Source organism: Actinomadura viridis (genome assembly GCF_015751755.1).
Lineage (GTDB): Bacteria > Actinomycetota > Actinomycetes > Streptosporangiales > Streptosporangiaceae > Spirillospora > Spirillospora viridis.
In genome coordinates, this window is the sequence record NZ_JADOUA010000001.1 from 2,738,434 (window position 1) to 2,763,091 (window position 24,658).

Here is a 24,658-nt window from a genome sequence, read left to right on the forward strand (position 1 = left end):
ACGCGGCGCCGCTTCCTCGCCGGTGCCGGATCGATGCGAAGTGCCCTCGGCCCGAAAATCGAGTTTTGAGGGTATGAACCGGGGGGAAAGCATACGCAATGTGCGATGCCGGACCTTACCGGCGATCAACTCGAATCCCACCGGTCCGACCTTGGCCGTCCTCAGGGCCCCGGCCGTGCCCGGTTCATCCGCATTTGGAGGATGCTGGTTGCAGGGCGCTGACCGCGGCACAGGCCGCCCGCACGCCGTGCGGGACACCGATCGCGGGACCGGTCGGCGGCCCGCGGAACCCGGCGTGCAGGCGCTCCTGGACGCGCTCGACGACGCCGTGATCGTGCTCGACCCCTCCGGCGAGGTGGTCCGCTCGAACGCGGTGGCCCGCCGGCTGCTGGGCGATCTGCGTCCCGGCCGCCCGCCCGGCCGCCGCGCCGGCGCCGTCCTGCGCGAGACGGGCCCCGGCGGCGTGCCGGCCGGCGAGGCGTCCGGGGACGGCGAGGCCCTCGGCGCGCGGATGACCGCCCGGCGCCTGCCGATGGCGGACGGCTCGGTCACGTGGGTGCTGCGGGACGTCACCGTCGAGCGGGAGCGTGAGGACGCCCTGCGGCTGGAGCGCGAGCGCAAGCACTTCCTGTCCCGGGCGAGCCGCGCCCTGTCGGGCACCCTCAACCTGCGGCGCACGTGGGGGCTGGCCGCGCGGCTCACCGCCGACGGCCCGGCCGACCAGTGCGCGGTCACGCTCTGGTCCGACGAGGGGCCCCCGATCACGGCCGTCGCCCGGCCGGGCGGCCCCGCCCGCTTCCTGACCGCTGAGCCGGCGGGCGCGGGGCCCACCCGGGTCCGCGCGACCGGCCGCCGGGAGGTGCACCCTGAGCTGACGCCGGAACGGGCCCGCGAGCTGTGCCCGCCCGGGCTCGACCCGCCCTCGTCCGGCTCCGTGGTGCTGGTCCCGTTGAGGGCGCGCGGCTCGTGCTTCGGCGTGATGACGCTGCTGCGCGCCGAGCCCTACGACGAGGCCGAGCTGGAACTGATCGACGACCACGCCGACCGGGTGGCGCTCGCGCTGGAGGCCGCGCGGCTCTACCAGCACGCGGTGAACACGTCCGAGCGGCTGCGTTCGGCGCTGCTGCCGCCCGCGCTGCCGCCCGTCCCCGGGACGCGGCTCGGGGCGGTCTACCGGGCCGCGACGGCCGGGTCCCTGATCGGCGGCGACTTCTACGAGGTCCTGCACGTCCCGGCGAAGGGATGGATGTTCGTGCTGGGCGACGTCTGCGGCAAGGGCGTCGACGCGGCCGTCTACACCGGGCGGGTGCGGCAGGCGCTGCGCACCGCGGCCATGGTCGACCTCACCCCGACCCAGACGCTGGACCTGCTCAACCGGACCCTCCTGGTCGGCGACGACGGCGGGTTCGTCACGCTGGTCATCGGCAGCCCCGAACCGCTGCCGGACGGCTCGGTCCGGATCACGCTGGCCGCCGGCGGCCACCCCGCGCCGCTCGTCCTGCGCAACGACGGCACCGTCGAGCCCGTGCGGCTGCCCGGGATGCTCGTGGGCGCCCTCCAGGGAGCGGTCTTCGGTGACGCCGAGGTCGTCCTCGAACCGGGCGACGCCCTCTACCTCTACACCGACGGCATCACCGAGGCGCGCGGGGAGGACGGGGCGATGTACGGGGAGGAACGGCTGATGGAGGACCTGGCCGACTGCCGGGGGATGCCGCCGGGCGCGGTGGTGGAGCGGGTGGCGCAGCTGGCGCTGGAGCACCTCCGCGGCGGCGAGCACGACGACATCGCGATGTTCGGCATCCAGGCGGCGCCGGCCGCGGGCTGGGAGTGGGCGTCGTGAGCCCGCACGCCATCGGCGCCGGGGTGTACGACGCCTTCTTCGCGGCGCTCTCCCACGCGGACGAGGACGCCGCGATCCGTATCGCCACCGGCCTCGCCGACGCCGGCGTCCCCGTGCCCGACCTGCTGTCGCTGCTGGTCGCGCCGGCCCAGCGGCAGGTCGGCGCGTACTGGGCGGACAACTCCTGGAACGTCGCCCGCGAGCACGCCGCCACGCACATCAGCACGCAGGTGGTGGCCGCGCTGGGGGTGCGGCTGCGCACGCCCGACCCGCCGCGCGGCCGGGTGGTGATGGCCTGCGTGGACGGTGACTGGCACGCGCTGGCGGCCCAGATCGCGGCGGAGACCCTGCGGGCCGAGGGGTGGGCGGTGACCACGCTGGGCGCCAGCACGCCCGCCGGGCACATGGCCCACTTCGTCCACGAGGTCGGGCCGGACGCGGCCGGGCTGTCGTGCATGGTGCCCTCGAACCTGCCGCAGGCCCGGTCCATGATCGAGGCGGTCCGCCACACCGGCGTTCCGGTGCTGGCCGGCGGCCCCGGCTTCGGCCCGGACGGCCGCTGGGCGCAGCGGCTGGGCGCCGACGTCTGGGTGCCCGGCCCGGCCGCCGCGGTGGAGCGGCTGTCGTGCGGCTGGCCCGCGTTCACCGACCCCGCCCCGCCCCTGGACCACCTCACCGACGACGAGCACGAGCGCCTGGGGGCCGAACGGACGGTGCTGGTCGGCCGGGCGATGAGCGTGCTCATCGGCGCCCGGGAGGCCGCGGGCTACTCGCAGCGGCAGCTCGAGCGGACCGCTGAGGACCTCGCCCACATCGTGGACTTCCTGATCGCCGCACTGCTGGTCGACGACGTCACGCTGCTGGAGTCGTTCACGCGGTGGCTGGCGAAGATCCTGCGCCCGCGCGGCGTCCCGCGCGAGGCGCTGGCCACCGGCTACGAGATCCTGGGCGCGGACCTGACCGCCTATCCCCGCGCCAGGGACATGCTCGCCCGGGCGGGCGCCCTCCTGGCCACGGCGCCCTCCCGGACCTGAGGACGCCCCGCCGCGCACGCCGCCGCGCACGCCGCCGGGACGTCCCGGTCAGGCCGCGGTCACCAGGGTCACCGCGCCGGCGGTCACCAGCGCGACGGCCCAGAGCCGGTCCAGATTGAACCAGGCGCGCCGCAGGACGGCCAGGCCGACGATCTCGTAGACCAGGACCGCGATCACTCCGGCGACGACGAACATGGCCAGGGTGTGGACGCCGGTCACGAAGACGCCGGTGGACAGCCCGCCCCCGGCGGACATGCCGTGATGGTGGGCGCCGCCGGCGGCGGGGGCCGTGGTGAGGATGGGGAGGAGCATCAGCCCCGCCCCGTGCACGGACGACATCAGGAACGACCAGCCGGCCAGCTGCCAGAGGGAGATGCGCATCCCCACCCAGCGGAAGTGCCGCTGGGAGAGCAGCCGGTAGAGGCCGAAGGCGACCAGGAGCAGCCCGCCGCCGATCGCGACGATCCGGGTGGCGAGGACCGACCGGGTCAGGACGACCAGGGCGACCACCACGCCCACGGAGGCGGCGTGCCCGGCCGCGATGGCGGGCAGGGACTGCAGGACGCGCGCGCGGCTGCGTTCCTGCAGTCCCCGGGCGACGGCGAAGAGCCAGCCCATGCCGGGGTTGAGCCCGTGGAAGGCCCCGAGCGCGATCAGCGCGGCGAGCGAACCGTTCATCACGGGGCCGGCGTCACGGGTAGCAGTAGGAGTCGGACGAGGCGTCGCCGCCCTGGAGGCGGGTCTGGTGGGGGCGCCGGCCGCGGAAGGCGTCGCCGTGCGGGAAGAACCGCTCGTCGAAGGTGAAGCCCTCCGGAGTGGAGTCGAGCTTGGCCATCCAGGCCCCGACGCCGTCGGGATAGAACTGGTCGTCCCAGGCCCCGTACAGGGAGTTGGTCACGTAGACGCGGCGGCCGTCACGGCTGACCTCGACCATCTGCGGCCCGCCCGAGAGGGGGAGGCCCGGCTCGGCCGGGTGCGGGGTGCGGCCGACGATGCCGCCGATGCGGACGGAGCCGGCCTCCACCGGGTTGAACGGGTCGCTCACGTCGTAGCGCCTGAGCTCGCCGGTGCCCCAGCACGACACGTACAGCCACTGGTCGTCGACCGACAGGTCGATGTCGGTGACCAGCGGCGGCACCGCGCCGAAGGGCCGGATGACCGGGGGCAGGAGGTCGGGGTCGGCGGGCTCGGCGGGAATGGTGATGACCTTCCTGGCGGCCCACTCGCCGCCGTCGCGGTGCCACACCCAGACCGACGCCGACAGGTCCTCGACGCTGACCACCACGCCCACGAAGCCGTACTGCCGGGTCGGGTCGTGGGCGGGCCGCAGCTCCAGGACCATCTGGTGCTCGTCGCCGAGGTCGACCGTCTGGACGTGCCGGCGCTTGCGCAGGTCCCAGAAGTGCAGGGAGTGCCCGTACTTGCGGCCGAGCAGCAGTTCCCCCACCACGCCGTCCTCGATCATCGAGGGGGTGCCCCACTCGGAGGAGACCAGGACGTCATGGGCGATGTGCCACCAGGCGTCGTAGGCGAAGTACTGCGGCCCCCGGTCGACCTCCCAGCGGCCCAGCACCTCGAACGAGGTGTGGTCGAGCAGCGCGATGCCGCCGGGGCCCTCCTCGCCGTTCGCGCCGCCCAGGGCGGTGAGGTAGAGGCCCTCGGGGCCGCAGTGGACGGTGTGGGGACGTGAGTAGCCCGCGCGCTTGGCCAGATCCTCCGGCTCTAGCACCTTGACGATCCGCGGGGAGGTGGGCTCGTCCTTGGTGTCGATGACGTACACCCGCGAGGACCGCAGCCCCGGGACGATGAGGTAGCGGCGCTCGACGTGCGGGTGCGGCGCGTACGGGCACAGGGCGCTGCTGCAGGCGTTCCAGCCGAAGTGGTGCAGCTCGTCGCCGAGGTTGGGGAGTTCGGTCCAGCCGACCACGTCGCCGTAGGTGCCGGAGCCGGGATCGACGTCCAGTACGGCGATGGCGTCCGGCGTGGCGGCGGACCGGTCGAAGGCGGCGACGTAGGCCAGCTTCTCGGGCGGCCCCGCCACCGCCTCGCGGGGCGAGGCGTAGAAGGTGGGGTCGGGCTTCCAGAGTGCCATGGAGCTCCTCCTGGTTTCTCTCTCGTCGGCGTACCCCGCCGGACGGGCGGTGATGTGACGCCCCGGCACCGGCCGGACCGATCGTCGCCAATCCCGTACAGAAAGTCAACTTTTCCTACTAGGTAAGCATGTTTTCTGCGCGTGGCGCCGGGCGAAAATCGGCGTCCGCCGCCCGTGCCGGTCCGCCGCTCTCATGAGTAGCCTGAGGTCGTGAGCGAAAGGACGACCGCGGGGGCGGCCCCGGCCGCGGTGGCCTCTCCGGCGGAGCTGGCGGAGCTGCTCGACCGGCACGGCTACCTGGCCGACGACGGCCTGGCCACCGCCGGGTTCCTCGCCCTGCGGATGGGACGGCCGCTGTTCCTGGAGGGGGAGGCCGGGGTCGGCAAGACCGAGCTGGCCAAGACCCTGGCCACGGTGCTCGGCGCGCCCCTCATCCGGCTCCAGTGCTACGAGGGCCTGGACGCCTCGCAGGCCCTCTACGACTGGGACTTCCCGCGCCAGCTGCTGCACCTGCGCGCCGCCGAGGCGGCCGGGATCACCGACGTGGCCCGGCTGGAGGGCGAGCTGTACGACCGCCGCTTCCTCATGGCGCGTCCCCTGCTCCGCGCCCTGGAGACCACGCCCAGCGTCCTGCTGGTGGACGAGATCGACCGCGCGGACGACGAGTTCGAGGCGTTCCTGCTGGAGGTGCTGAGCGACTTCACCATCTCCGTCCCGGAGCTGGGCACCATCCACGCCGAGCGGCCCCCGGTGGTGGTGGTCACCTCCAACCGCACCCGCGAGGTGCACGACGCGCTCAAGCGGCGCTGCCTCTACCACTGGCTGGAGCACCCCGCCTTCGACCGGGAGGTGGCCATCATCCGGCGGCGGCTCCCGCAGGCCGCCGAACGGCTCGCCGGGCAGGTCGCCCGGGCCGCGCAGCGGCTGCGCGGCGCCGGCCTGCTCAAGCCGCCCGGCGTGGCGGAGAGCCTGGACTGGACCGAGGCGCTGGTCGCCCTCGGCGTGCGCGAGCTGGACCCCGACGTCGCGGCGGTGACGCTGGGCGCGGTGCTGAAGTACCGCGAGGACCAGCAGCGGGTGATCGCCGGCGGTCTCGGCGCCCTGTTCGACGGGGGATGACCGTGCCCGCCGGCCGCGACCTCACGGAGACGATCGTGGGTTTCGCGCGGACGCTGCGCGCCGCGGGCGGGCCCGCCGATCCCGAGCGGGTCCAGGCGATGCTGCGCGCGCTCGACCATCTGGACGTGCTGGACCGCTCCGACGTCTACTGGGCGGGCCGGCTCACGCTGTGCGCCGACCCCGACGACCTGCCCCGCTACGACCGCTGCTTCGCCGCGTACTTCTCCGGGCTGACCGCCCGTCCCGGCCGCCGCCGCCCGCCCCCGGCGGTGGTGCGGCGGACGTTCGCCGCGGCCCCCGGCGCGTCCGGCGGCGGGGACGACGAGGAGGTACGCGAGGCCCGCGCCGCCATGGTCAGCGGCACCGAGGTGCTGCGCCACCGCGACGTGGCCCGGCTCGGCCCGGACGAGCGCGCCCAGGTCGACCGCCTCGTCGCCGCGCTGGACGCCGCCGCCGCCCGGCGCCGGTCCCGCCGCTTCGCCCCCGCCCCGCGCGGCCGCCTGGACCCCGGCCGCACGGTGCGCGAGACGCTGCGGCGCGGCGGCGAGATCTCGCTGCTGCGCCACCGCGCCCACCGCACCCGCCCGCGCCGCGTCGTGCTCCTGGTCGACGTCAGCGGCTCCATGCGCCCCTACGCCGACACGCTGCTGCGCTTCGCCCACGCCGCCGCGCGCTCGGGCGGCCGTGCCACCGAGGTCTTCAGCGTGGGCACCCGGCTGACCCGGCTCACCCGGGAACTGCGCCACCGCGACCCGGACGCGGCCATGGCCGCGGTGTCCGAGGCGATCCCCGACTGGAGCGGCGGCACCCGCCTGGGCGAGGAGCTCAAGGAGTTCCTCGACCGGTTCGGGCAGCGCGGGATGGCGCGCGGCGCCGTGGTGGTCATCGCCTCCGACGGCTGGGAACGCGGCGACGCGGGCCTGCTCGGCGCGCAGATGGCCCGGCTGCACCGGCTCGCGCACCGGGTCGTGTGGGCCAACCCGCACAAGGCCCGTCCCGGGTACGAGCCGCTGACCGCGGGGATGGCCGCCGCCCTGCCGCACATCGACGACTTCACCTCCGGGCACAGCCTGGACGCCCTGGAACACCTCGCCCGCCTGATCGGAGGCTCCCGTGCGTGACGTGCTCGACGAGATCGCCGCGTGGTACGCGGAGGGGGAGACGTTCGGCCTGGCCACGGTCGTCGGCACGTTCCGCAGCGCGCCGCGCCCGGCGGGCGCCTCGATGGCCGTCTCGCCCTCGGGGGAGGTGGTCGGGAGCGTGTCCGGCGGGTGCGTGGAGGGGGCGGTGTACGAGCTGGCGCAGTCGGTGATGGAGTCGGGCCGACCGGTGGTGCAGCGGTACGGGGTGAGCGACGACGACGCGTTCGCGGTCGGCCTGACCTGCGGCGGGATCCTGGACGTGCTGGTGGAGCCGGTGGGCCCCGCGGCGTTCCCGGAGTTCGCGGAGGTGGCCGAGGCGATCACCGCCCGGCGGCCGGTGGCGGTGGCGACGGTGGTGGCCGGGCCGGGGACGCTGGGCGCGCGCCGGATCGTGTGGCCCGGCCGCGCGGCCGGGACGCTGGCCCCGGGCGCGCCGTACGCCGCCCGGCTGGACGCGGCGGTGGACGACGACGCCCGGGGGATGCTGGCGCAGGGGCTCACCGGCACGCGGCACTACGGGCGCGAGGGGGAGCGGCGGCTGGACGAGCTGTCGGTGTTCGTGCATTCGTTCGCGCCGCCGCCGCGGCTGCTGGTGTTCGGGGCGATCGACTTCGCGGCGGCGGTGGCCCGTGTCGGCAAGTTCCTCGGCTACCACGTGACGGTGTGCGACGCGCGGCCGGTGTTCGCCACGCCCAAGCGGTTCCCGGAGGCCGACGAGGTGGTGGTCAGGTGGCCGCACAAGTACCTCGACGGCACGGAGGTGGACGAGCGGACCGCGATCTGCGTGCTGACCCACGATCCCAAGTTCGACGTGCCGTTGCTGGAGGTGGCGCTGCGGACCCGCGCCGGGTACGTGGGGGCGATGGGGTCGCGCCGGACCCATGACGACCGGATGGCGCGGCTGCGGGAGGCCGGGCTGACGGAGGCGGAGCTGGCGCGGCTGCGCTCGCCGATCGGCCTGGACCTGGGGGCCCGCACCCCCGAGGAGACCGCCGTGTCCATCGCCGCCGAGATGATCCAGCTCCGCTGGGGCGGAACGGGACGCCCGCTCTCCGGCACCGAGGGCCGGATCCACGCCGAGACCCATACCGGCATTCAGACCGGCGTTCAGACCGGCGTTCAGACCGGGACCCGCGACGAGACCCGCGACGGCGTCCGCGGCGGGTCCCGGCCCGGCGTGCCGCGCGCGGAGGGCGGAGCGGGCTAGGGTCACGTGATGACCTTGCACGGTGCGGAGAGCCCGGCCGGCCTGCTGCTGGCCGCGGGGGAGGGGCGCCGGCTCGGCCGGCCCAAGGCGCTGGTGGAACTGGACGGCGAACGCCTCGTCGACCGCGGGGTGCGCACGCTGCGCGAGGGCGGCTGCTCCCCGGTGCTCGTGGTCTCCGGCGCCGCCCAGGTCGAGGTCATCGGCGCGGTCGTGGTGCCCAACCCGGCGTGGCGCGGCGGGATGGGGTCCTCCCTGCGGGCGGGGCTGGACGCCCTGCCGCCGGGCTGCCCCGCCGTCGTCGTGGCCCTGGTCGACCAGCCGCGGGTGACCGCCGAGGCCGTGCGCCGCCTGATCGCCGCCTACGAAGAAGGCGCCCGCGTCGCGGTCGCCACCTATGACGGCGCGCCGCGCAACCCGGTGCTGATCGCGTGCGAGCACTTCGGCGCCGCCGCGGAGGCGGCCGAGGGCGACGCCGGCGCCCGTTCCTTCCTGCGGGCCCGTCCGGACCTGGTGACCGGTGTGCCGTGCGGCGACGTGGCCGCGCCCGACGACATCGACACCCCGGCCGACCTGGAGGCGTTCAGCCGCCGGACCCGTCGTTGACGGCCTGCTCGTAGCGCCGCAGCGTGTCGATGAACGTCCGGCGCTCGGCGGGCGTCAGCGGCTCCAGCGCGGTGCGCCAGGCCCTCGCGCCCAGGGCCAGCCAGCCCTCGATGGCGGGCAGGTGCGCCCCGGCGACGCTGACGATCGTCCGCCGCCGGTCGGCGGGGTCCTCGCGCCGCTCCAGGATGCCCTGGCGGCTCAGGTCGCTCACCATCAGGCTCACCGTGGCCGGTGCCACCTCCAGCCGCCGGGCCAGCTCGTTCACGCTCATCGGCCCGTCGAACAACAGGTACGACAGCAGCGACAGGTGACGCGGGGCGAGGTCGAACGACCGCAGCTCCTCGGGGACCCTGATCCGCTTGGCCCGCCCGACCATCCGCGGCATCAGCAGCAGCATGGTCCGGACCCCGTCCTCCACGCTCGGCCCGGCCGCGGCGCCGTCCGCGCCGGGGCCGCGCTCGTCCGTTGACATGGCCCGCCCATCCCTAATAGCTTTGCATTGCAAATAGTTTTGCCTGCAAAGCAAAGTAACCAGTCCAATCGAAGCCCTCAGGATAGGGGAGTGCCCATGACCGAGGAGTTCTCGGCCGCGGATCTCAACCGGGCGGTCATCGAGGAGTTCCGGGCGAACGCCGGACGCGTCGGCGGGATGTTCGAGGGCGCGGCCCTGCTCCTGCTCACCACGACCGGCGCCAGGACCGGACGGCGCCGCACCACCCCGCTGGCCTACCTGGACGACGGCGACCGCGTGCTCGTCTTCGGCTCGAACGCGGGCGCGCCCACCGACCCGGCCTGGCTGTCCAACGTGCTGGCCGACTCCCGCGTCACCGTCGAGATCGGCGCGGGGGACGGGGTCGAGACCTACGAGGCGACCGCGATGCGGCTGCACGGGCCCGAGCGGGACCGGCTCTACGCGCTGCAGAGCGACCTGGTCCCCGCCTACGCCGAGTACCAGAGGATGACGTCGCGGACGATCCCGGTCGTGGCGCTCCACCGCGCCGACTCCGACCGTTCGCTGGCGATGGGCGACCAGCTGCTGCGGATCCACGCGGGCCTGCGGCACGACCTGGAGGCCCTCCGCGCGGAGGTGGAGACCTACCTCGGCGGCGAGAACGCCGGAGGCGACGGGGACGCCGGGGACGCCGGACGGGGCGGGGCCGGTGCGGCACGGCCCGCGCCGGACCTGGCCGTGCGGCTGCGGACGCACTGCCTGGCCTTCTGCGACGCGCTCGGCGCGCACCACGACGGCGAGGAGACCCGGGGGTTCCCGCCGCTCGAACGGCGGTACCCGGACCTGGCCCCCGTCCTGGACCGGCTGCGCCGCGAGCACGTCGCGGTGACCCGCCTCAGGGACGAGCTGCGGGCGCTGATCGACGACCTGGAGTCGGCCGACCCCGCCCGCGTCCGCGCCGAGCTGGACCGGGTGACCGCCGGGCTGGAGGCGCACTACGCCTACGAGGAGGAGCAGCTCACCGCCGCGCTCAACGCCATGAGCGCGGCCGACTGGGCGGGCCCGGCCGCCCGGACGTGAGCGGGCCGCCGCGCCCTACCCCTCGGCGGGGACGGGCAGGACGCTCTCGTCCAGGGCGCCGCAGTCGACGGCGCGCTGGAGCCGGGCGACCAGCGCCTTGACGGTCGCGGGCTCGTCGAGGACCCCGCCGTCCTTGGCCGCGGCCTGCTCGTGCCACGCCCGGACGCGGCCGATGACCTCGTCCACCCCGGACAGGTGGTAGGCGTAGACGGCGGCGTAACGGCTGGGCAGGTGCGCCGGGTGGAGGTCCCATCCCTGGTAGAAGCCGTGCCGCAGGGAGTGCCGCACGTGCGCGGCGTGCACCGCCCACGTCGCGTTGACCTCGTCCGGGCCGTCGTTGCGGGGGACGACGTTGGTGGAGCCGTCCGACAGCCGGACCCCGGTGCCGGCGAACGTGACCTGCATGGCGTGCCGGGCGAAGTCGCAGGCCGGATGGTCGAGCCGCTGCTCCTCCGGGGGCAGGCCGCAGGCGGCGGTGTAGTCGAACACGCCGAAGTGGGCGGCGGTCAGCCGGGGGCCGGCGGCGTCGGCGATGGCGCGCAGACCGATCCGGCCCTCGTGGTCGATGATCGCCTCGGTGGTCTCCACCTGGACCTCGAACCGCAGGATCCCGGCGGGCAGCCCGAGCGAGCCCTCCAGCCGGTCCAGGTACTCCACGAAGATCGCGACGTGCTCGGCCATCACCACCTTGGGGAAGGTGATGGTGAACCCGCCGGGCAGCCGGCCCAGCCGGTCGCGCAGGGCGGTGAGGAACCCGTCCAGGGTCCGCATCGTGCGCTCGTGCCCGCCGTCGGCGAACGACTTGACCCGCAGCCCCCAGTAGTGGGGCAGCGCCTTCACCTGGTACGCGGCGGCGACGGCCTCCACCACCTGGGCGATGTGGGCGTCCTCCTCCTCGTCGGAGCGGACGCCGTAGCCGTCCTCGAAGTCGATCCGCACGTCCTCCACCGGCTCGGAGGCCAGCTTGGCCGCGACCCGCTCGCGGACCGGCCCGGCGATCTCCGGGTCGAGGCCGAAGGCGCTGCCGAACGAGCCCGCCCCCGGGGTGTGGGTGTTGAGCAGCCGCAGCGCCTCGGTGCCGAAGTCGGCGGGGGTGGAGCGCGAGAACCGGTCGGCCGGGACGTACACCGTGTGCACCGGCTGGCGCCCCGTGGCCGGACCGGGGAAGCGCCGGGCATGGTCGTCGCGGACCGCGGCGATCCGCGCGGACAGGTCGTCGAACGAGGGGACGCTGAGGTTCACCCCGCCATGATCCCCCAAGAGGCGGCCCATCCGACACCCGGTTCGAGATGGATCACATCGAATCCGGTGGCGAAGGCGTTGGGCGGGCAGGTCATGGGCTCGGCCGCCAGCCCCCGCCGGCGCCGGTCGCCGGGCACGTGGTCGGCGGTGTAGACCTGCAGCCAGGGGTGCGACTCGTCCGCCCACAGCGCGGCGGTGCGCCCGCCGCCGCTCAGCCGCACCCAGGCCCGGCCGGCGGCGTCGCGGCGCAGCCCGGTGAAGGCGATGTCGATGGCCTGGTCGCCCAGCCCGCGGCCCTGCCGCAGGTCGTAGGGGGTGCCGGTGACGTCCTCGGCCGGCCCGGTGGGGATCCTGCGGCCGTCCACCGGCAGCCACCGGCCGGCGGTCACGGTGACCGTGCAGTCGTCGATCGGCTCGTCCACGGTGAGGTAGGGGTGCGCGCCGTGCCCGTACGGGGCCGTCCGGGTGCCGGTGTTGAGGACCGAGAGCCGGACCGTGAGGCCCTCGCGGGCGTCGAGGGAGTAATCGGCCTCCAGGTCGAGCCGGTAGGGGTAGCCCGGCGCCCCCAGCAGCCTGTGGGTCAGCCGGACCCGGTCCGGCCCGTGCTCGGCGGCGCCCCAGGACGACGTGCGCACCAGCCCGTGGATCGCGCAGTCGTTCTTGGGCTCGGACAGGTCGAGCTGGTGCAGGCGCCCGCCGTAGGCGTACCGGCCCCGGTCCACGCGGTTGGGCCAGGGGATCAGCAGCTGGCCGAGGGCCGCGGGCACGGGCTCGTCGGCGCCGTGGGAGAGCACCAGCGGCCGTCCCTCGTGGGTGAGCTCGCGCAGGCCCGCCCCCGCCTCGGTGACGACGGCCCGGTAGGGCCCGGCGCCGATCGCGTACTGGGCGCCGCTGATCGGCTCGCCGCCGGCCGTGCCGGGGCCGGGCGGCCGTGGGCTGATCGACTCGGTCATGGCCCGAAGGTACCCGGCCGTGACCGCCCGGCACGCCGATTTCCGGCGGGGCGTGTTCCGCGGCGCCCCGGTGCCCGCCCAGGTACCCGCCCGGTGCCCGCCCAGGTGCCGGCCGGGTGCCGGCGTGGTGCCCGCCGGTGCCTCAGGGGGCCGCGGCGGGCTCGGCCGGCGGGGTGGCGGGCACGCCCGGGGCCTCCGCGGCCAGGGCGTGCAGCGCGTCCCGGAAGACCCCGGCCGGCGGCGACACCAGACCGGCGCCGACCTGGCCGGTGCCCGCCTCCCGCCCGGCGATCCCGGTGTCGATGACCGGCAGGATCCCGGTGCGGACCACCCGGGTCACGTCGATCCCGGACGGGGTGCCGCGGAACGACAGCAGCGGGATCTGCAGCACCGGGTGCTCGGCCAGGGTGATCTCGTACATCCGCTGGGTGGCCGCGAGCGCGTCCGGCACCTCGCCGCCGACGAACCGCACGATGGCCGGGGCCGCCGCGAGCGCGAAGCCGCCCACCCCGGCGGTCTCGGTGATCGCCGAGTCGCCGATGTCGGGGTTGGCGTCCGCCGGGCCGTACGCGCCCAGGTAGAGCCCGTCCGGGACCCCGGCCGGCCCGGTGAACCAGCGGTCGCCCGTGCCCGACACCTGGATGCCGAAGTCGGTGCCGTTGCGGGCCATCGCCACCACCATGCTGGAGCCGGGCACGCCGCGGGCGGCGTCGGCGGCGGCCTTGGCCGCGGCCATCGCCGGGTTGAGGAAGAAGTGGTCGTTGGCCGCGGCGAAGCGCAGCGCCTCGGCCACCCGGTCGCGCGGCGCGTCCGCCTCGGCCAGGTCGGCGGCCAGCTCGCGCAGCAGCAGCGAGGTCGCCGCCCGGTTGCGGTTGTGCAGCTCGTCGCCCATCTGGAGGGCCTGCGCCATGATCGCCAGCAGGTCGACCGGGCCGTGCCCGCGGACCGCCGAGCGCAGCACCGGGCCGAGCACGGTGCCCATCCGGCGCAGCCGGTCGATCACCTCGGGGCCGTACGCGCCGTAGCGCAGGACCTTGCCCAGCCCCTCGTTCAGCGAGCAGTACGCGGTGCCGCCGTGCTCGGCGTCCTCCACCACCAGCATCCACATCGACGGGCTCACCACGCCCGCCATCGGCCCCACGGCGCGGTGGTGGTGGCACGGCTCCAGCGTCGCGGCGCCGCCTTCGAGGGCCCGCTCGGCCTCCTCGGGCGTGCCGGCGAGCCCTTCCAGCAGCATCGCCCCGATGAGCGCGCCGCGCATGGGCCCCGACGCCCGTTCCCACTCCAGCGGCGGGCCCGCGTGCAGGAACGTGCCCTTCTCCAGGCCGAGCACCTCGGCCGCGGGCCGGACGTCCACCAGGTGCGGGCGGGCGCTCAGCATCCGGCCCACCGCGCGCGCGTTCGCCTCGGCGTGGCCGGGCCGTCCCAGCACCGCCGCCAGGGCGTCCTCGCTGCCCTCCGGCGGCGGGCGCCAGTCCACGGCCTCGACCGGCACCGCCTGCCGTTCCAGCGCCTCGGCCAGCACGCCGACCCCGGCCGTCACGACGGCCGGGTCGCGGGTCAGCAGGCCGCCCAGCCGCGTCGCGGATTCAGTCATCGGCGCCCGTCCCGTCCGTCGCGTGGGTCCCGTTCGCCGCGCCGGTCCCGCCGGCCGCGGCCCCGCCCGGCAGGAGGCCGAGCGCGTGCCGGACGGCCTCGGCGTTCGAGGCGAACACCGCGGCGCCCGCGTCCCGCAGCGCCGCCGCCTGCGCGTCCCGGTCCTGCGGGTCGCCGGGCGTCCCGCACAGGGAGACGACGGCGGCGAGGTCGGGGCGCCGCCGCAGCGCCCCGGCGATGGCCGGGGCCAGCGCCGCCGCCGGATCGGGATCCGCCCCGTAGCCGAGGACCACGTCCAGCAGCAGCACCCCGCACCCGGGGTCGGCCGCCTGCTCGGCGATCGCCTCCAGCCGCAGCGTCGGATCGATCATCGGATGGGGGCGGCCCCGCGTGTAGGCGTCGTCGCCGTAGTCGACGAGCAGGTGCCCGTGCCGGGCCGGGTCCCCGCCCAGGGCGGCGCCGAGGATCGCGGCGGCCTCGTCGCGCAGCGTGCCGCCCGAGAACAGCCCCCGGAGCGCGCCCGTCACCGGCCGGCGGGACGGGACGGGGGCGGTGCCGTTGCCGGGCACGGCGGCCGGGTCCGGCGCGGGCCAGCGGGGCCAGCGCGGCACCGCGCGGCCGAGCCGCTCCAGCGCGCGCCCGGTCGCCCTGGTCAGGTCGTCGCCGGGGCCGATCAGCGCGAACACCACGGGGGTGTCGAGCCTGCGGGCCGCCTCCCGGATCAGGTCGGCCACCCGCGGCGCGGGCGGCTTGGACACGAGCACGATCAGCTCGGTGGCGGGGTCGGCGTCCAGCGCCGCCAGCGCGGCCAGCGCCGACCGGCCGCTCACCTCCGGTGACAGGTCCCGCCCGCCGACGCCCAGCGCGTGGCTGACGCCGACCCCGGCCGCGTCCAGCAGGCACATCACCTGCTGCGCGCCCGTCCCCGAGGCGGCCACCAGTCCGACCGGGCCCGGCGCCACGGCGTTGGCGAAGCCCAGGCCGGCGCCGCCCACCAGCGCCGTGCCGCAGTCGGGGCCCATCACGATCAGCCCGCGCCGGGCCGCCTCCTCCTTGAGCGCGATCTCCTGGTCCAGCGGAACGTTGTCGCTGAAGACCATGACGTTGAGCCCGGCGGTCAGCGCGTCCATGGCCTCGGGGAACACGTGCGGGCCCGGCACCGACACCAGCGCCAGGCCGGCCCCGGAGCGGCGGGCCGCGGCCCCGGTCGTCCGCGCGGGCGGCACCGAGCCGGGCCCGGCCTGGGCGGACGCCCCGCCCGCCGACCGGGCCGAGGTCAGGAGGTCGTCGAGCGCCTCCCGGGCGCCGCCGAGGGCGCCCTCCTCCGCCTCGATCGCCACCACCAGGTCGGCGGGTCCCGCCCCGGCGGGGACCTCGAACCCCATCCGGGCGAGCATCTCCAGGTTCAGCTCCGTGGCCATGGCGGCCATCGCCCCCGCGACCCCGCCGAGGCGGCCGACCTCCCGGCTGACCCGCATCAGCGTGACCGAGTCGTGGTACGACCCGTGCCGCACCTCGACCCACCGTCTCACCGGGTTCCCCGCATCTCGCTCATGTCCCTCTCATGGGATGTGCCCCGTCCGGCGCGTTCGTCACCGGCGGCGCCGTGCCCGCCCGGCTGGCCCGGTCCGGCGATCCGGTCACGCCGAGACCTTCCGGACCCGTCCGGCCGAGGCGCCCAGCGCCAGCGCGGCACGGCACCCGGCGTGGACGCCGGTCGCCAGGTCCGCGCCGGAGGTGTGCCCGGCGGCCAGCAGCCGCCGCACGGCCGGGCCGGCGGGCTCGTGCCCGGCGACGGCGCGCAGGACGGCGGCGACCTCGGCGCCCGCGCCGCCGGAGGCCGCGCAGTGCAGCAGGGTGGCGGCCAGGGCGGTGGTGCGGGTGCCGGCGTCGGCCGTCACCGCCGCGCCCAGCCAGTCGGCCAGCCAGGCGGCCCGGCCGCCGGGGCAGGCGGCGCCGCCGAGCAGGCGCAGCGCGATCAGCAGCCCGGCGAGGATGTCGTCGCCGCTGGGGGTGAGGCCGGGGCCCAGGCCCACGATCCGCTCGGCGGCCTCGACGGCGCCCGCCAGGTCGCCCGCGGCGCAGCGGTCGGCCAGCAGCAGCGGGTCGGGATGCCCGGCGAGGCCGCAGCGGGCCGCGTCGCCGGCCTCGTTCAGGGCCGCCTCCAGGTCGCGGACGCCGCGCGCCAGCGTCGCGGGCGTCACCGTGCCGAGCGCGGGCGAGGGGTCCCACCAGCGCCGGACCCGGGTCTCCAGCCCGTCGGTCTCGACCCGGCCGTCGCCCACCCACGCCTCGCCGCCCTCGCGTACGGCGCGGAACGGCCGCTCGCGGCGGGCGGCCACCACCACGACCGCGTTGGGCAGCCGGACGGCGTCGGAGCTGACCACGGCCACCACCCGGGGCTCGGTGTCGCCGCGCAGTTCCAGGTAGACCGCCGAGGGGAAGGCCGCGATCACGCGGGCGGGGCGGCGCGGCCGGTCCAGGACCGGGCGCAGCGCGAGGCTGGCCGCCCCGGCCGCCGGGGGGCGCCGCCCCGGGCGGGGCGCCAGGGGGATGGGGTCGCGCACGAGGGCAGTCACGCAGTCCTCCCGAGACCGGTGTCGTCGCCGTCCACACCGCCGCGGTCCGGCCTCTCTAGCTGGGACCGTACGGCGGGGTGCGGGAGGCGACGTATGGAGAAAGCTGCCAAGACTGGTTGTCATCCTTCGTCTTTGTTGTCAGTGTTGATCGGACGGCGGTAGCGATCACGCCCGGAAGGGCGATGTAAGCACCAAAGAGCGAGGTGACCGTTCCCGTGAGTCAGCGTTCATGAGCGCCTCACTCCGGCGCCCGCACGGGATCGGCGAGGCCGATCTCGGCGGCGAGCCGCTCCTCCCTCGTTCCCGACCAGCCGGTGACGCATCCGACCATGCGCACGACGCGACGGGACGGGGCCGCGCGCCCCGGGCCGTCCGGGCGAGGCCCCACCAGGGCCGGACCCGCGAATCCCGGCGGCGGAGGACCTCCCCGCCGGTGCCGACCCAGTTGGGAGTCATCTGATGTCAACCCCCGTGGACCCGGGCCCGCCGGCCCTGCGGCTCGCGAGCACCGGCACCCTCACCTACGGGCTGCCGGTCGGTGAGGTCCTCGGCGTCTCCACCCTCAAAGGCGCCCGCCTCATCGCCGGCCGTTCCGGGCTCGGCCGCGTCGTCCAGCGGCTCAACGTGATGGAGGTCCCCGACATCCTGTCGTGGGTCAAGCCCAACGAGCTGCTGCTGACGACCGGTTACCCGCTGCGCAACACCCCCCAGTCGCTCGACAACCTGGTGGCCGACCTCGACGAGCGCGGGCTGGCCGCGCTGGCGATCAAGCTGGGCCGGTACCTGGACACGCTGCCCGCCGAGATGATCGAGCAGGCCGACCGGCGCGGCTTCCCGCTGATCCTGCTGGCCGACGACGTCGGCTTCGACGACATCCTCAACCAGGTGCTCACCGACATCCTCAACCGGCAGGCCGCCGTGCTCGCGCGCACCGAGGAGGTGCACCGGGCGCTGGTGCAGATCGTGCTGTGCGGCGGCGGGCTGCAGGAGGTCGTGGACGAGGTCGCGGCGCTCCTCCAGGTCGCGGTGGTCGCCCTGGACGGCGAGCAGCGCGTGCTGGCGGGCGCCGGCCCCGAGGAGCAGGTCCAGGCCATGCGCACCCTGGGACGGGGGTCGCCGCAGGAGGGCGACCACCTGGTGGTGCCGGTGGTGGCCGGCGGGTTCGACCACGGCAGGATCGTCGCCTACAGCCCGAACGGGACGCTGCGCGAGACCGACCTGGGCATCCTGGAACGCGCCGCCACCGTCGCCGCCCTGGTCGTCACCAAGCAGCAGGCCGTCGCCGCGGTCGAGAGCAAGTACCGCGCCGACTTCCTGCGCGACATCCTGGCCGGGCGGGCCGGCGGCGACGACCGCGTCGTCGCCCACTGCGCCGGCTTCGGCTGGGACCTCAACCGCCCGGTGGCGGTGCTGGTCGCCGAGCTGGACGGCCGGCCGCGCGGCGCCGACCCGGACCGGCCGCGCGGCGCCGAGGCGCGCGGCGCGGAGGAGCGCTCCGCCCAGGAACGGCTCGCCGCCGCCTGGACCGCGGCCGTGCGGAGGCACGACCGCGGCGCCGCGGTGGCCAGCTTCGCGCACGAGGTCGTGGCGGTGGTCGGCGCCGACCCCGGCGACCCGGCCGACCCGGCCGGGCCCTCGAACGGCCCCGTGCAGGCCATGGTCAAGGAGGCCGCCGCCGGGTTCGCCGAGTACCGCCGGACCTTCTCCACCGGGATCAGCCGCACGGTCGTCTCGCCCGCCGGGCTGCCCGAGGCGTACGAGCAGGCCGTCAAGGCGGTACGGGTCGGGCGCCAGCTGCACGGCGACGGCGCCCGCGCCCACTTCGACCAGCTCGGGGTGTACCGGCTGCTCAGCCTGGTCTCCGACCCGGCGGAGCTGCACGCCTTCGTCCGGGAGACCCTCGGCGACCTGGCCGGTGACGGGGAGCCCGAGCTGGTGGACCTGCGCCGCACGCTGCAGGTCCTGCTGGAGACCAACCTCAACGTCGCCGAGACCGCCCGCAGGCTGCACTTCCACTACAACACCCTCCGGTACCGCATCGGGAAGCTGGAGCGGATGCTGGGCCCCTTCACCGAGGACGCGCATCTGCGGCTCAACCTGACGCTGGCGCTGCACGTGCTGCGGATGCGGGGCATCTGAGACGGGCTCGGCCCCGGGGCCCGGCCCGGTGGCACGCTGCCCTTGATGCGATCGCACATTGTCCCCGGCGCGGCGCCGTGGCAGCGTCACGGGGCAACGCCTCTCCCCACCCCGGGGGCGGGGCTTTGGCAGATGTCGCCGATGCCTGCTCACCAGGGTCGTTCTAGGTTTCGCGCAGGACCGTGAACGGCCCGTCACGCACGGCGGGCGACGGGTGGGAACCCCAGGGAGGGCGCGGATGGCCATCGGCTGGAAGCTGCACGGAGACGGGAAGACCCCGCCGCCCGGCGAGGTGGTCGGGCCGGACGAACGGCTGTCATGGCCGCGCACGGCGGGCATCGGCGCCCAGCACGTGGTCGCCATGTTCGGCGCGACGTTCGTGTTCCCGCTGGTGATGGGGCTCGACCCCAACCTCGCGGTGATGATGTCCGGGGTCGCCACGATCCTGTTCCTGCTGATCGTGCAGGGGAAGGTGCCCAGCTACCTGGGCACCAGCGCCTCGTTCGTGGGCGGCGTCTTCGCCATCCGCGCGGGTGTCGACACCGCGCAGACCGACGGCTGGGTGACCGGCGCCATCCTGGTCGCCGGGGTGGTGCTGGCGCTGAGCGGCCTGCTCATCCACGTCCTCGGCCCGCGGATCATCCACGCGGTGTTCCCGCCCGTGGTGACGGGCGCGGTGGTCATGCTGATCGGGTTCGGGCTGGCCTTCGTGGTCGCCGACACCTACTGGCCGCAGGACCACTGGGTCGCGCTGCTCACCATGGTCTTCGTCTTCCTGGTGATGGTGCTGCTGCGCGGCTTCCTCGGCCGGATCGCGATCCTGCTCGGGCTGGTCTTCGGCTTCGCGCTGTCATGGTTGCTGGACCGGGCCGCGGGGCAGATCACCTCCGTGCTGCCCGGCCAGAACCTCCTGGACGCCTCGGGGAAGGCGTGCGCGCCGGAGGGACCGTACTGCGTGGCCACCGCGTTCCCGCACGACCGGGTGAGCTTCGCCGCGGTGGAGGGCGCCGACTGGTTCGGGCTGCCGCAGATGCACGCCCCCGACTTCAAGATGTCGGCGATCCTGCTGGTCCTGCCCGCGGTGATCGCCCTGATCGCGGAGAACACCGGCCACGTCAAGGCGGTCGGGGAGATGACCGGCGCCGACCTGGACCCGATGGTCGGCCGGACGATCTTCGCCGACGGGGTCGGCACCGTGGTGACCAGCTCGGTGGGCGGCTCGCCGACCACCACCTACGCCGAGAACATCGGGGTCATGGCCGCCACCCGGATCTACTCCACCGCCGCGTACTACGTCGCGGCGCTGATCGCGATCCTGTTCGGGCTGTGCCCCAAGTTCGGCGCGCTGGTGGCGGCCACCCCCGGCGGCGTCCTGGGCGGCGTCACCGTGATCCTCTACGGGATGATCGGCCTGCTCGGCGCCAAGATCTGGATCGAGAACCGGGTGGACTTCGCCGACCCCGTCAACATGGTGCCGGTGGGCGCGGGGATCATCCTGGCCCTCGGCCCGGTGGTGCACCCGATCAGCGACGACTTCCGGCTGGAGGGCATCGCGCTCGGCACCATCGTCGTCCTGGCGGGCTACCACCTGCTCCGGGGACTCTCCCGGCGGTCCCAGGAGCCCGCGCCGCCCTCCGGAGGGACGGCCGCCGCGGGCGGGACGGGCGGCGAAGCGGTCGCGGGAGGCGATGCGCGCCCGTGAAGCCGCCGCCGTTCGACTACGTCGCGCCCCGCACGCTGGACGAGGCGCTGCGCGCGCTGACCGGTGACGCCAAGGTGCTGGCGGGCGGGCAGAGCCTCATCCCGCTGCTCAACATGCGGCTGGCCGCCCCCGCCCGCCTGGTCGACATCAACCGGCTGGCCGCCCTGGACACGGTGGAGACCACGGCCGAGGGCGTGCGGATCGGCGCGCTGGCCCGGCACGCCCGGGTCGCGCGCGACCCCGGCGCCGCCGCCGCGCAGCCGCTGATCCGGCAGGCCCTCGGCCATGTCGCCCATCCCGCCGTCCGCAACCGGGGCACCGTCGTGGGCAGCCTGGCGCACGCCGACCCCGCCGCCGAGCTGCCCGCCGTCTTGGCCGTGCTCGGCGGCACGGTGGAGGCCGCCTCGGCGGGCGGGCGCCGCACCATCCCGGCCGCCGGCCTCTTCACCGGGCCGCTGGAGACGTGCCTGCGTCCGGACGAGATGGCGGTCTCGGCGTTCTTCCCCGCCCTGCCCCGCCGCACCGGCACCGCGTTCGCCGAGACCGCGCGCCGGCACGGCGACTACGCCCTGGCCGGGGTGGCCGCGGTGGTCACGCTGGACGAGGACCTGCGCGTCACGTCCGCCCGCGCCGGATACCTCAGCGTCGCCGCCACCCCCGTCGTCCTGGACCTGACCGAGGCCGCCGCCCCCGCCGCCCGGACCGGCGGCTGGGCCGCGGCCGGCGCCCGGGCCCGCGAGCTGCTCGACCCGGACGGCGACGTCCACGCCACCGCCGCGTACCGGCGCCATCTGGCCGGGGTGCTGACCGAACGCGCCCTGCGCGCCGCCGCGGACGACGCCCTGCGAAGGGAGGAACGCTGATGGAGGGGATCTCCGCGGAGACCGCCGAGGAGACCTTCGAGGTCGAGCTGACCGTCAACGGGGTGCACCGCGGCGCCCGGGTGCCCGCCCGGCGGCTGCTGTCGGACCTGCTGCGGCACGACCTGCGGCTGACCGGCACGCACGTCGGCTGCGAGCACGGCGTGTGCGGCTGCTGCACCGTCCTGCTGGACGGCGAGCCGGTGCGGTCCTGCCTGATGTTCGCCGTCACCGCCGCCGGCCACGAGATCACCACCGTGGAGGGGCTGGCCGCGCCGGACGGGACGATGTCGCCGGTCCAGCGGGCCTTCCAGGAGTGCCACGGGCTGCAGTGCGGCTTCTGCACGCCGGGCTTCCTCTGCACGGTGACCGCGCTCCTCCGGGAGACGCCGGACCCCACCGACGAGGAGATCGTCGAGGGCGTCTCGGGCAACCTGTGCCGGTGCACCGGCTACCAGAACATCGTGAAGTCCGTTCGCCGCGCCGCTGAGCTGGGTGCCTCCCGGCCCGGTGAGGAGGAGTCATGAGCCCGGGCGGCGGCTTCGGGGACGCGGTGCTGCGGCGCGAGGACCCGCGGCTGCTCACCGGGCGGGGACGCTTCCTGGACGACCTGGGGCACGACGCCCTCGCCGCGGCGTTCGTCCGGTCGCCGCACGCGCACGCCCGCGTCGTGGACATCGACGTGGCGGGGGCGCTGGACGTCGCCGGCCTGGTCGCGATCTACACGTGGGAGGACCTGCCGGGACGGGTCGGCGAGCCGCTGCCGCTGCTCATCCCGCATCCGGCGCTGACCCACGGGCGCACCGCCCACCCCCTCGCCCGCGACGTCGTCCGTCACGTGGGCGAGCCGGTGGTGATGGTCGTGGCCCGCGACCGGTACCTGGCCGAGGACGCCGCCGGGCTGATACGGGTCGAGTACGAGACGCTGCCCGCCGTGGTCGGGCTGGAGAACGCCGAACGGGCCGCGGACCTGGTGCACGAGGACGTGCCGGGCAACGTCGGGGCGGTCCTCCACCAGGAGACCGGCGACGTGGACGCGGCCATCGGGGCGGCGCCGCACGTGCTGGAGTTCCGGCTCGACATCGAGCGCAGCGCGTCCATGCCGCTGGAGGGACGCGGCGTGTACGCGCGCTGGGACGCCGACGACGAGTCGCTGCGCGTCTACACCTCCACCCAGGCGTCCACGAGCGTGCGCGCCGCCGTCGCGGCCAAGCTCGGCCTGGCGCCGGCCAAGGTGGAGGTGATCGCGCCCGACGTGGGCGGCGGCTTCGGGGTCAAGATCGTGCACCCGTGGCCGGAGGAGATCCTGGTGCCGTGGGCGGCCCGGCTGCTCGGCCGGGAGGTCAAGTGGACCGAGGACCGGCGCGAGCACTTCGTGGCGGCGGCGCACGAGCGCGCCCAGATCCAGCGCGTCCGGGTGGGGTTCGACGACGCGGGCCGGCTGCTGGGCATGGACGTGCGGATCCTGCACGACCACGGCGCCTACACCCCGTACGGCATCATCATCCCGATCATCACCTCCACCCAGCTGCTCGGCCCGTACAAACCGGGCGCCTACCGGGCCGAGGTCCGCAGCCTCTACACCAACACCCTGATCGTCACCCCGTACCGGGGCGCGGGCCGCCCGCAGGGCGTGTTCTGCATGGAGCGGACGATGGACCGCATCGCCGACCATCTCGGCCTGGACCGGGCCCGGGTCCGCGAGGCCAACCTCATCCAGCCCGACGAGTTCCCCTACGACCAGGGGCTCACCTTCCAGGACGGCCGCCCGCTGATCTACGACTCCGGCGACTACCCGGAGCTGCTGCGCAAGGTCAAGGACCTGATCGGCTGGGAGGGCTTCGAGGCGGAACGGGCCGCCGCAGCGGCGGAGGGCCGCCGGATCGGCGTCGGGCTCGGCTGCTACGTGGAGGGCACCGGCGTCGGCCCGTACGAGGGCGGCCACGTCGAGATCGACTCGTCCGGGCGGGTGCACGTCTCCACCGGGCTCACCTCGCAGGGGCAGAGCCACCAGACGGTGTTCGCGCAGATCGCCGCGGCCGAGCTGGGCGTGCCGATCGAGGACGTGCGGGTCACCACCGGCGACACCCGGCGGTTCGGGTACGCGGTCGGCACGTTCGCCTCGCGCGCCGCCGTGATGAGCGGGAACGCGATCGCGCTGGCCTGCCGCAAGGTCCGGGACAAGGCGCTGCGGATCGCCGGCGAGGCGCTGGAGGCCGACCCGGGAGACCTGGAGATCACCGACGGCGTGGTGCACGTCCGGGGCGACCGGTCGGCGGCCGTGCCGCTGCGCACGGTGGCGGTGCTGTCCAACCCGCTGCGGTACGCCTTCGACGAGGAGGCGGCGCGCGCCACGCAGTTCGCCGTGGGCGGCTCGCAGGACGAGCCGCCCGTTCCGCGCGGCGAGGAGCCGGGCCTGGAGGGGCGCGACTACTACTCGCCGCCCCGGTCCACGTTCGCGGCCGGGGCCCACGCGGCGATCGTGGAGGTCGACCCGGAGACGGCCGAGGTCCGCATCCTGCGGTACGCGGTCGTGCACGACTGCGGCCGGCTCATCAACCCGATGGTGGTCGAGGGGCAGATCCACGGGGGAGTGGCGCAGGGCATCGGGGGCGCCCTCTACGAGCGGATGGCCTACGACGAGTCGGGGCAGCTGCTCAACGCCTCCTTCATGGACTTCCTGATGCCGTACGCGACCGAGATACCGCGGATCGAGACCGACCACCTGGAGACGCCGTCCCCGCTCAACCCGCTCGGCATCAAAGGGGCCGGGGAGGCCGGCGTCATCCCGGTGTCGGCCGTGATCGCCTCGGCCGTCGAGGACGCGGAGGGTCTCCGGATCGACGCCATGCCGCTGGCGCCCGACGAACTGTACGACCTGCGCCTGCGCGCGCTGGACGACCCGGCCCTGCGCACCCGGAGGGCCTCCCGCGCCGCCGCCCGCGGCTGACGCCGCGGCACGGCCCCGCGTTGACCTGCGGCGAGTTGTCGTGTGACCAGGTGGTCAAGGCGGCGACTC

Annotated in this window: 20 protein-coding genes; 12 read left to right on the top strand and 8 right to left on the bottom strand. The window is 75.5% G+C overall.

All coding sequences use genetic code 11. The annotated features are described in order from the left end of the window. Positions 1–295 precede the first annotated feature (295 nt). The gene (locus IW256_RS12285) at positions 296–1,840 is read left to right on the top strand and encodes a SpoIIE family protein phosphatase (RefSeq protein WP_197011080.1); all 1,545 of its coding nucleotides are present in this window, start codon (positions 296–298) and stop codon (positions 1,838–1,840) included. After that, positions 1,837–2,874 (top strand): cobalamin B12-binding domain-containing protein, encoded by a 1,038-nt coding sequence (locus IW256_RS12290; RefSeq protein WP_197011081.1) that lies wholly within the window; start codon positions 1,837–1,839, stop codon positions 2,872–2,874. The genes IW256_RS12285 and IW256_RS12290 overlap by 4 nt, the downstream gene beginning before the upstream one ends. 48 nt (positions 2,875–2,922) lie before the next feature. On the opposite strand, the gene IW256_RS12295 is transcribed toward IW256_RS12290, so the two are convergent. Together IW256_RS12295 and IW256_RS12300 are read right to left on the bottom strand one after the other, a co-directional pair. Continuing rightward, entirely contained in the window at positions 2,923–3,555 is a 633-nt protein-coding gene (locus tag IW256_RS12295) for a hypothetical protein (protein ID WP_197011082.1), read from the bottom strand. A gap of 10 nt (positions 3,556–3,565) precedes the next feature. Next, positions 3,566–4,966, bottom strand: a complete 1,401-nt coding sequence (locus tag IW256_RS12300) for a selenium-binding family protein (RefSeq protein ID WP_197011083.1) — start codon at positions 4,964–4,966, stop codon at positions 3,566–3,568. 210 nt (positions 4,967–5,176) lie between these two features. Between IW256_RS12300 and IW256_RS12305 the strand changes: the two genes are divergently transcribed. From IW256_RS12305 to IW256_RS12320, 4 genes are read left to right on the top strand one after another with little or no spacing between them, the layout of a single operon-like run. After that, positions 5,177–6,085 carry an AAA family ATPase gene (locus IW256_RS12305; RefSeq protein WP_307828862.1) on the top strand — a complete coding sequence of 303 codons (909 nt, stop codon included), beginning with the start codon at positions 5,177–5,179 and terminating at the stop codon, positions 6,083–6,085. 35 nt (positions 6,086–6,120) lie between these two features. Beyond that, complete coding sequence (locus IW256_RS12310; RefSeq protein WP_307828863.1) at positions 6,121–7,206, top strand: vWA domain-containing protein; 1,086 nt, start codon at positions 6,121–6,123, stop codon at positions 7,204–7,206. After that, on the top strand, positions 7,199–8,434 hold the full coding sequence (locus IW256_RS12315; protein WP_197011085.1) for an XdhC family protein: 1,236 nt from the start codon (positions 7,199–7,201) through the stop codon (positions 8,432–8,434). Before IW256_RS12310 ends, IW256_RS12315 begins: the two co-directional genes overlap by 8 nt. A 9-nt stretch (positions 8,435–8,443) precedes the next feature. Beyond that, positions 8,444–9,037 (top strand): nucleotidyltransferase family protein, encoded by a 594-nt coding sequence (locus IW256_RS12320; protein ID WP_197011086.1) that lies wholly within the window; start codon positions 8,444–8,446, stop codon positions 9,035–9,037. On the opposite strand, the gene IW256_RS12325 is transcribed toward IW256_RS12320, so the two are convergent. Then, positions 9,015–9,509, bottom strand: a complete 495-nt coding sequence (locus IW256_RS12325; RefSeq protein ID WP_197011087.1) for a MarR family winged helix-turn-helix transcriptional regulator — start codon at positions 9,507–9,509, stop codon at positions 9,015–9,017. The genes IW256_RS12320 and IW256_RS12325 overlap by 23 nt on opposite strands. A 96-nt stretch (positions 9,510–9,605) precedes the next feature. Here IW256_RS12325 and IW256_RS12330 point away from each other — a divergent pair, with 96 nt between their 5' ends. Beyond that, a complete protein-coding gene (locus tag IW256_RS12330) occupies positions 9,606–10,568 on the top strand; it encodes a nitroreductase/quinone reductase family protein (RefSeq protein ID WP_197011088.1) in 963 nt (320 codons plus the stop codon). Positions 10,569–10,583: 15 nt separating this feature from the next. Here the strand turns inward: IW256_RS12330 and IW256_RS12335 are convergent, their stop codons facing one another. The 5 genes from IW256_RS12335 to IW256_RS12355 all read right to left on the bottom strand — a co-directional run bounded on the left by IW256_RS12335 (position 10,584) and on the right by IW256_RS12355 (position 16,938). Next, positions 10,584–11,810, bottom strand: a complete 1,227-nt coding sequence (locus tag IW256_RS12335) for a DUF6986 family protein (RefSeq protein WP_197011089.1) — start codon at positions 11,808–11,810, stop codon at positions 10,584–10,586. Next, positions 11,807–12,763: an aldose 1-epimerase family protein gene (locus IW256_RS12340; protein ID WP_197011090.1), complete on the bottom strand. Its 957-nt coding sequence runs from the start codon at positions 12,761–12,763 to the stop codon at positions 11,807–11,809. Before IW256_RS12340 ends, IW256_RS12335 begins: the two co-directional genes overlap by 4 nt. 142 nt (positions 12,764–12,905) lie before the next feature. Next, positions 12,906–14,360, bottom strand: a complete 1,455-nt coding sequence (locus IW256_RS12345) for a YlbE family protein (RefSeq protein WP_197011091.1) — start codon at positions 14,358–14,360, stop codon at positions 12,906–12,908. Then, complete coding sequence (locus IW256_RS12350) at positions 14,353–15,891, bottom strand: FdrA family protein (protein WP_307828864.1); 1,539 nt, start codon at positions 15,889–15,891, stop codon at positions 14,353–14,355. The genes IW256_RS12345 and IW256_RS12350 overlap by 8 nt, the downstream gene beginning before the upstream one ends. A 108-nt stretch (positions 15,892–15,999) precedes the next feature. Then, positions 16,000–16,938 (bottom strand): oxamate carbamoyltransferase subunit AllH family protein, encoded by a 939-nt coding sequence (locus IW256_RS12355; RefSeq protein ID WP_307828865.1) that lies wholly within the window; start codon positions 16,936–16,938, stop codon positions 16,000–16,002. 459 nt (positions 16,939–17,397) lie between these two features. On the opposite strand from IW256_RS12355, the gene IW256_RS12360 reads away from it, so the two are divergent. From IW256_RS12360 to cutA, 5 genes are all read left to right on the top strand, one after another. After that, positions 17,398–19,077: a PucR family transcriptional regulator gene (locus IW256_RS12360; RefSeq protein WP_197011093.1), complete on the top strand. Its 1,680-nt coding sequence runs from the start codon at positions 17,398–17,400 to the stop codon at positions 19,075–19,077. 238 nt (positions 19,078–19,315) lie between these two features. Continuing rightward, positions 19,316–20,779, top strand: coding sequence for a uracil-xanthine permease family protein (locus IW256_RS12365; RefSeq protein ID WP_197011094.1), 1,464 nt, complete (start codon positions 19,316–19,318; stop codon positions 20,777–20,779). Further along, on the top strand, positions 20,776–21,642 hold the full coding sequence (locus IW256_RS42705) for an FAD binding domain-containing protein (protein ID WP_197011095.1): 867 nt from the start codon (positions 20,776–20,778) through the stop codon (positions 21,640–21,642). Before IW256_RS12365 ends, IW256_RS42705 begins: the two co-directional genes overlap by 4 nt. After that, positions 21,642–22,166 carry a (2Fe-2S)-binding protein gene (locus IW256_RS12375; protein ID WP_197011096.1) on the top strand — a complete coding sequence of 175 codons (525 nt, stop codon included), beginning with the start codon at positions 21,642–21,644 and terminating at the stop codon, positions 22,164–22,166. Before IW256_RS42705 ends, IW256_RS12375 begins: the two co-directional genes overlap by 1 nt. Beyond that, a complete protein-coding gene (gene cutA, locus IW256_RS12380) occupies positions 22,163–24,589 on the top strand; it encodes an aerobic carbon-monoxide dehydrogenase large subunit (protein WP_197011097.1) in 2,427 nt (808 codons plus the stop codon). Before IW256_RS12375 ends, cutA begins: the two co-directional genes overlap by 4 nt. Positions 24,590–24,658 lie beyond the last annotated feature (69 nt).

Coding starts and splice junctions, on each gene's coding strand:
- IW256_RS12300 (WP_197011083.1), bottom strand. CDS start 4,966: ATGGCACTCTGGAAGCCCGACCCCACCTTCTACGCCTCGCCCCGCGAG.
- IW256_RS12320 (WP_197011086.1), top strand. CDS start 8,444: ATGACCTTGCACGGTGCGGAGAGCCCGGCCGGCCTGCTGCTGGCCGCG.
- IW256_RS12325 (WP_197011087.1), bottom strand. CDS start 9,509: ATGTCAACGGACGAGCGCGGCCCCGGCGCGGACGGCGCCGCGGCCGGG.
- IW256_RS12330 (WP_197011088.1), top strand. CDS start 9,606: ATGACCGAGGAGTTCTCGGCCGCGGATCTCAACCGGGCGGTCATCGAG.
- IW256_RS12340 (WP_197011090.1), bottom strand. CDS start 12,763: ATGACCGAGTCGATCAGCCCACGGCCGCCCGGCCCCGGCACGGCCGGC.
- IW256_RS12345 (WP_197011091.1), bottom strand. CDS start 14,360: ATGACTGAATCCGCGACGCGGCTGGGCGGCCTGCTGACCCGCGACCCG.
- IW256_RS12360 (WP_197011093.1), top strand. CDS start 17,398: ATGTCAACCCCCGTGGACCCGGGCCCGCCGGCCCTGCGGCTCGCGAGC.
- IW256_RS12365 (WP_197011094.1), top strand. CDS start 19,316: ATGGCCATCGGCTGGAAGCTGCACGGAGACGGGAAGACCCCGCCGCCC.
- IW256_RS12375 (WP_197011096.1), top strand. CDS start 21,642: ATGGAGGGGATCTCCGCGGAGACCGCCGAGGAGACCTTCGAGGTCGAG.
- cutA (WP_197011097.1), top strand. CDS start 22,163: ATGAGCCCGGGCGGCGGCTTCGGGGACGCGGTGCTGCGGCGCGAGGAC.